This is a genomic window from Acidovorax sp. SUPP2539 (assembly GCF_030158975.1).
Classification (GTDB): domain Bacteria; phylum Pseudomonadota; class Gammaproteobacteria; order Burkholderiales; family Burkholderiaceae_C; genus Paracidovorax.
The window spans coordinates 1-5,771 of the sequence record NZ_BQXJ01000015.1 but is presented as its reverse complement, the minus strand read 5'-3'; the positions used below and the strand labels follow the sequence as shown (position 1 = coordinate 5,771).

Annotated in this window: 2 tRNA genes and 3 rRNA genes; all 5 read left to right on the top strand. The window is 50.7% G+C overall.

The features are described from left to right. Nucleotides 1–463 precede the first annotated feature (463 nt). The 5 genes from AVTE2539_RS26195 to rrf all read left to right on the top strand — a co-directional run bounded on the left by AVTE2539_RS26195 (nucleotide 464) and on the right by rrf (nucleotide 5,706). Nucleotides 464–1,992 (top strand): 16S ribosomal RNA (locus AVTE2539_RS26195). A 69-nt stretch (nucleotides 1,993–2,061) separates the two neighbouring features. After that, nucleotides 2,062–2,138 (top strand) — tRNA-Ile (locus tag AVTE2539_RS26190). 31 nt (nucleotides 2,139–2,169) lie between these two features. Continuing rightward, nucleotides 2,170–2,245, top strand: a tRNA-Ala gene (locus AVTE2539_RS26185). A 352-nt stretch (nucleotides 2,246–2,597) separates the two neighbouring features. Further along, nucleotides 2,598–5,475: ribosomal RNA gene (locus tag AVTE2539_RS26180) — 23S ribosomal RNA — on the top strand. Nucleotides 5,476–5,593: 118 nt separating this feature from the next. After that, nucleotides 5,594–5,706, top strand: a 5S ribosomal RNA gene (gene rrf / locus AVTE2539_RS26175). The 16S, 23S and 5S rRNA genes sit together here with 2 tRNA genes alongside, the layout of an rRNA operon. Nucleotides 5,707–5,771: the final 65 nt, after the last annotated feature.

Here is a 5,771-nt window from a genome sequence, read left to right as displayed (position 1 = left end):
CAATTTTTTGTCATCTTTCTCCTACGGGTGTGGGAAAAGTGGTCTATACTTGCGGGCTTGGCAGGTGAGACGGATGACTGAGTTGTCCGGAGAGTCTGACAAGAAAGGTTGGTTTTGAGTTGTGGCCGGGTTGAAATTCGGTATATAATTCGAGGCTTCGCTGGGTGGGTTGATTGCTGGAAGCAGTGGTTGATCAAAACGACGAAAGACCTTAAAGTTTGACAGGACTTTAAAAAACCTGCTAGAATTCAAGGCTCTGCTGATTGCAGCAAAGTTTGAAACAAAGAAGAGATTCTGAGTTTCGGTTCCTTAAAAATATACAGCCGATAAGCGTGGGCGTTTGATGGCGAGTGCCAAGTTCTTTGGAACTAGTGCTTAGCACTACAAACGCTCATGAGATAGAAGTGAAGTTCACTTCAATTCTTTTTTATGAGTTGCTCGAAAGAGCGAAAAAATCAAGATCGAACTGTAGAGTTTGATCCTGGCTCAGATTGAACGCTGGCGGCATGCCTTACACATGCAAGTCGAACGGTAACAGGTCTTCGGATGCTGACGAGTGGCGAACGGGTGAGTAATACATCGGAACGTGCCCGATCGTGGGGGATAACGGAGCGAAAGCTTTGCTAATACCGCATACGATCTACGGATGAAAGCAGGGGACCGCAAGGCCTTGCGCGGACGGAGCGGCCGATGGCAGATTAGGTAGTTGGTGGGATAAAAGCTTACCAAGCCGACGATCTGTAGCTGGTCTGAGAGGACGACCAGCCACACTGGGACTGAGACACGGCCCAGACTCCTACGGGAGGCAGCAGTGGGGAATTTTGGACAATGGGCGAAAGCCTGATCCAGCCATGCCGCGTGCAGGATGAAGGCCTTCGGGTTGTAAACTGCTTTTGTACGGAACGAAAAAGTTCTTTCTAATAAAGAGAGCTCATGACGGTACCGTAAGAATAAGCACCGGCTAACTACGTGCCAGCAGCCGCGGTAATACGTAGGGTGCAAGCGTTAATCGGAATTACTGGGCGTAAAGCGTGCGCAGGCGGTTATGCAAGACAGATGTGAAATCCCCGGGCTCAACCTGGGAACTGCATTTGTGACTGCATAGCTAGAGTACGGCAGAGGGGGATGGAATTCCGCGTGTAGCAGTGAAATGCGTAGATATGCGGAGGAACACCGATGGCGAAGGCAATCCCCTGGGCCTGTACTGACGCTCATGCACGAAAGCGTGGGGAGCAAACAGGATTAGATACCCTGGTAGTCCACGCCCTAAACGATGTCAACTGGTTGTTGGGTCTTCACTGACTCAGTAACGAAGCTAACGCGTGAAGTTGACCGCCTGGGGAGTACGGCCGCAAGGTTGAAACTCAAAGGAATTGACGGGGACCCGCACAAGCGGTGGATGATGTGGTTTAATTCGATGCAACGCGAAAAACCTTACCCACCTTTGACATGTACGGAATTTTCCAGAGATGGATTAGTGCTCGAAAGAGAACCGTAACACAGGTGCTGCATGGCTGTCGTCAGCTCGTGTCGTGAGATGTTGGGTTAAGTCCCGCAACGAGCGCAACCCTTGCCATTAGTTGCTACGAAAGGGCACTCTAATGGGACTGCCGGTGACAAACCGGAGGAAGGTGGGGATGACGTCAAGTCCTCATGGCCCTTATAGGTGGGGCTACACACGTCATACAATGGCTGGTACAGAGGGTTGCCAACCCGCGAGGGGGAGCCAATCCCATAAAGCCAGTCGTAGTCCGGATCGCAGTCTGCAACTCGACTGCGTGAAGTCGGAATCGCTAGTAATCGCGGATCAGAATGTCGCGGTGAATACGTTCCCGGGTCTTGTACACACCGCCCGTCACACCATGGGAGCGGGTTCTGCCAGAAGTAGGTAGCCTAACCGTAAGGAGGGCGCTTACCACGGCAGGGTTCGTGACTGGGGTGAAGTCGTAACAAGGTAGCCGTATCGGAAGGTGCGGCTGGATCACCTCCTTTCTGGAAAACTGCATTCAATATTGAACGCCCACACTTATCGGTTGTTGGAAGAGTCGGTCTGACCGACATGGGTCTGTAGCTCAGCTGGTTAGAGCACCGTCTTGATAAGGCGGGGGTCGTTGGTTCGAGCCCAACTAGACCCACCAAATCTTCCAAACATCAGATGCGAGGATCATTGGGGGATTAGCTCAGCTGGGAGAGCACCTGCTTTGCAAGCAGGGGGTCGTCGGTTCGATCCCGTCATCCTCCACCAACCAATCGATATCAATGCAACACCAAAGAGGCTTTGAAAAAGGCTTCTTTGTTGTTGATCGAGATTACTCAGATCAATCGGCTGTTCTTTAAAAATTCATAGAGTCGAATCAGCGTTGCTGATGGAAACTGCACATTCGTAAAGGTTTAGTGCAGACCGTGCCATCAGCAACATGAAATTTGATTGCGTCAAAACGAATTGAAACTTTGTTTTAGTTCAAGTAATGACGAATCGTTCTCTAGGTAGCAATACCAAAGAAACATTCACATTACGGCATAACGCGCGAGGTGAAAAACCTCGCAAGTACTTGAAAGAAAATGGAGATGTTTCGAAAGAGACGTCAAAGTTATAGGGTCAAGTGACTAAGAGCATGTGGTGGATGCCTTGGCGATTACAGGCGACGAAAGACGTGATAGCCTGCGATAAGCTTCGGGGAGCTGGCAAATAAGCTTTGATCCGGAGATTTCTGAATGGGGAAACCCACCTCGCAAGAGGTATCGCATACTGAATACATAGGTATGCGAGGCGAACCGGGTGAACTGAAACATCTCAGTAGCTCGAGGAAAAGACATCAACCGAGATTCCGAAAGTAGTGGCGAGCGAAATCGGAAGAGCCTTCTAGTGATAGCACGACTGTTAGCAAAATGGGATGGAAAGCCCAGCCATAGCAGGTGATAGCCCTGTATGCGAAAACAGACGTGTGGTACTAGGCTAGAGAAAAGTAGGGCGGGGCACGAGAAACCTTGTCTGAATATGGGGGGACCATCCTCCAAGGCTAAATACTCGTAATCGACCGATAGTGAACCAGTACCGTGAGGGAAAGGCGAAAAGAACCCCGGGAGGGGAGTGAAATAGATCCTGAAACCGCATGCTTACAAAAAGTAGGAGCCCGCAAGGGTGACTGCGTACCTTTTGTATAATGGGTCAGCGACTTACATTCAGTGGCAAGGTTAACCGAATAGGGAAGCCGTAGAGAAATCGAGTCCGAATAGGGCGTTCAGTCGCTGGGTGTAGACCCGAAACCAAGTGATCTATCCATGGCCAGGATGAAGGTGCCGTAACAGGTACTGGAGGTCCGAACCGACTAGTGTTGCAAAACTAGCGGATGAGCTGTGGATAGGGGTGAAAGGCTAAACAAACTTGGAAATAGCTGGTTCTCTCCGAAAACTATTTAGGTAGTGCCTCAAGTATTACCGTCGGGGGTAGAGCACTGTTTTGGCTAGGGGGTCATGGCGACTTACCAAACCAAGGCAAACTCCGAATACCGACGAGTACAGCTTGGGAGACAGAGCACCGGGTGCTAACGTCCGGACTCAAGAGGGAAACAACCCAGACCGCCAGCTAAGGTCCCTAAAATTGGCTAAGTGGGAAACGAAGTGGGAAGGCTAAAACAGTCAGGATGTTGGCTTAGAAGCAGCCATCATTTAAAGAAAGCGTAATAGCTCACTGATCGAGTCGTCCTGCGCGGAAGATGTAACGGGGCTAAGCCAGTTACCGAAGCTGCGGATTCACAGTTTACTGTGAGTGGTAGGAGAGCGTTCTGTAAGCCTGTGAAGGTGTCTGGTAACGGATGCTGGAGGTATCAGAAGTGCGAATGCTGACATGAGTAGCGTTAAAGGGGGTGAAAAGCCCCCTCGCCGTAAGCGCAAGGTTTTCTACGCAACGTTCATCGGCGTAGAGTGAGTCGGCCCCTAAGGCGAGGCAGAGATGCGTAGCTGATGGGAAACAGGTCAATATTCCTGTACCGATGTGTAGTGCGATGTGGGGACGGAGAAGGTTAGCTCAGCCAACTGTTGGATATGTTGGTTCAAGCCTGTAGTCGTGCCTGGTAGGCAAATCCGCCAGGCTTAGATGAGGGGTGATAACGAGTCTGCTTGCAGACGAAGTGAGTGATACCCTGCTTCCAGGAAAAGCCACTAAGCTTCAGCTACACACGACCGTACCGCAAACCGACACTGGTGCGCGAGATGAGTATTCTAAGGCGCTTGAGAGAACTCAGGAGAAGGAACTCGGCAAATTGATACCGTAACTTCGGGAGAAGGTATGCCCCAAGTAGGTGAACCTGTACAAGGCGAGCCCAAAGGGGTTGCAAAAAATCGGTGGCTGCGACTGTTTAATAAAAACACAGCACTCTGCAAACACGAAAGTGGACGTATAGGGTGTGACGCCTGCCCGGTGCTGGAAGATTAAATGATGGGGTGCAAGCTCTTGATTGAAGTCCCAGTAAACGGCGGCCGTAACTATAACGGTCCTAAGGTAGCGAAATTCCTTGTCGGGTAAGTTCCGACCTGCACGAATGGCGTAACGATGGCCACACTGTCTCCTCCTGAGACTCAGCGAAGTTGAAATGTTTGTGATGATGCAATCTCCCCGCGGAAAGACGGAAAGACCCCATGAACCTTTACTGTAGCTTTGTATTGGACTTTGAACAGATCTGTGTAGGATAGGTGGGAGGCTTTGAAGTGAGGACGCTAGTTCTCATGGAGCCAACGTTGAAATACCACCCTGGTGTGTTTGAGGTTCTAACCTAGGTCCCTTATCGGGATCGGGGACAGTGCATGGTAGGCAGTTTGACTGGGGCGGTCTCCTCCCAAAGCGTAACGGAGGAGTTCGAAGGTACGCTAGGTACGGTCGGACATCGTGCTAATAGTGCAATGGCATAAGCGTGCTTAACTGCGAGACTGACAAGTCGAGCAGATGCGAAAGCAGGACATAGTGATCCGGTGGTTCTGTATGGAAGGGCCATCGCTCAACGGATAAAAGGTACTCTGGGGATAACAGGCTGATACCGCCCAAGAGTTCATATCGACGGCGGTGTTTGGCACCTCGATGTCGGCTCATCTCATCCTGGGGCTGTAGCCGGTCCCAAGGGTATGGCTGTTCGCCATTTAAAGAGGTACGTGAGCTGGGTTTAAAACGTCGTGAGACAGTTTGGTCCCTATCTTCCGTGGGCGCTGCAGATTTGAGGAAGCCTGCTCCTAGTACGAGAGGACCGGAGTGGACACACCTCTGGTGTATCGGTTGTCACGCCAGTGGCATTGCCGAGTAGCTAAGTGTGGAAGAGATAACCGCTGAAAGCATCTAAGCGGGAAACTCGTTTCAAGATGAGATCTGCCGGGGCCTTGAGCCCCCTAAAGAGTCGTTCAAGACCAGGACGTTGATAGGTCAGGTGTGGAAGCGCAGTAATGCGTTAAGCTAACTGATACTAATTGCTCGTGCGGCTTGACCCTATAACTTTGATCACCATTCGATCAAGTTGTTATGCCAAGTGACGCAGTCAAAATACAAGCTGATTCCAAACTCTATGAATTCGCCGCCTTGATCACATCAAGGTAGCTCCAAGTTATGCCTGATGACCATAGCAAGTTGGTCCCACTCCTTCCCATCCCGAACAGGACAGTGAAACGACTTTGCGCCGATGATAGTGCGGGTTCCCGTGTGAAAGTAGGTCATCGTCAGGCTCTTACAGCCCAAATCGCCCCGACATCTAACGATGTCGGGGCGATTTGCTTTGGAGAATGAAAAT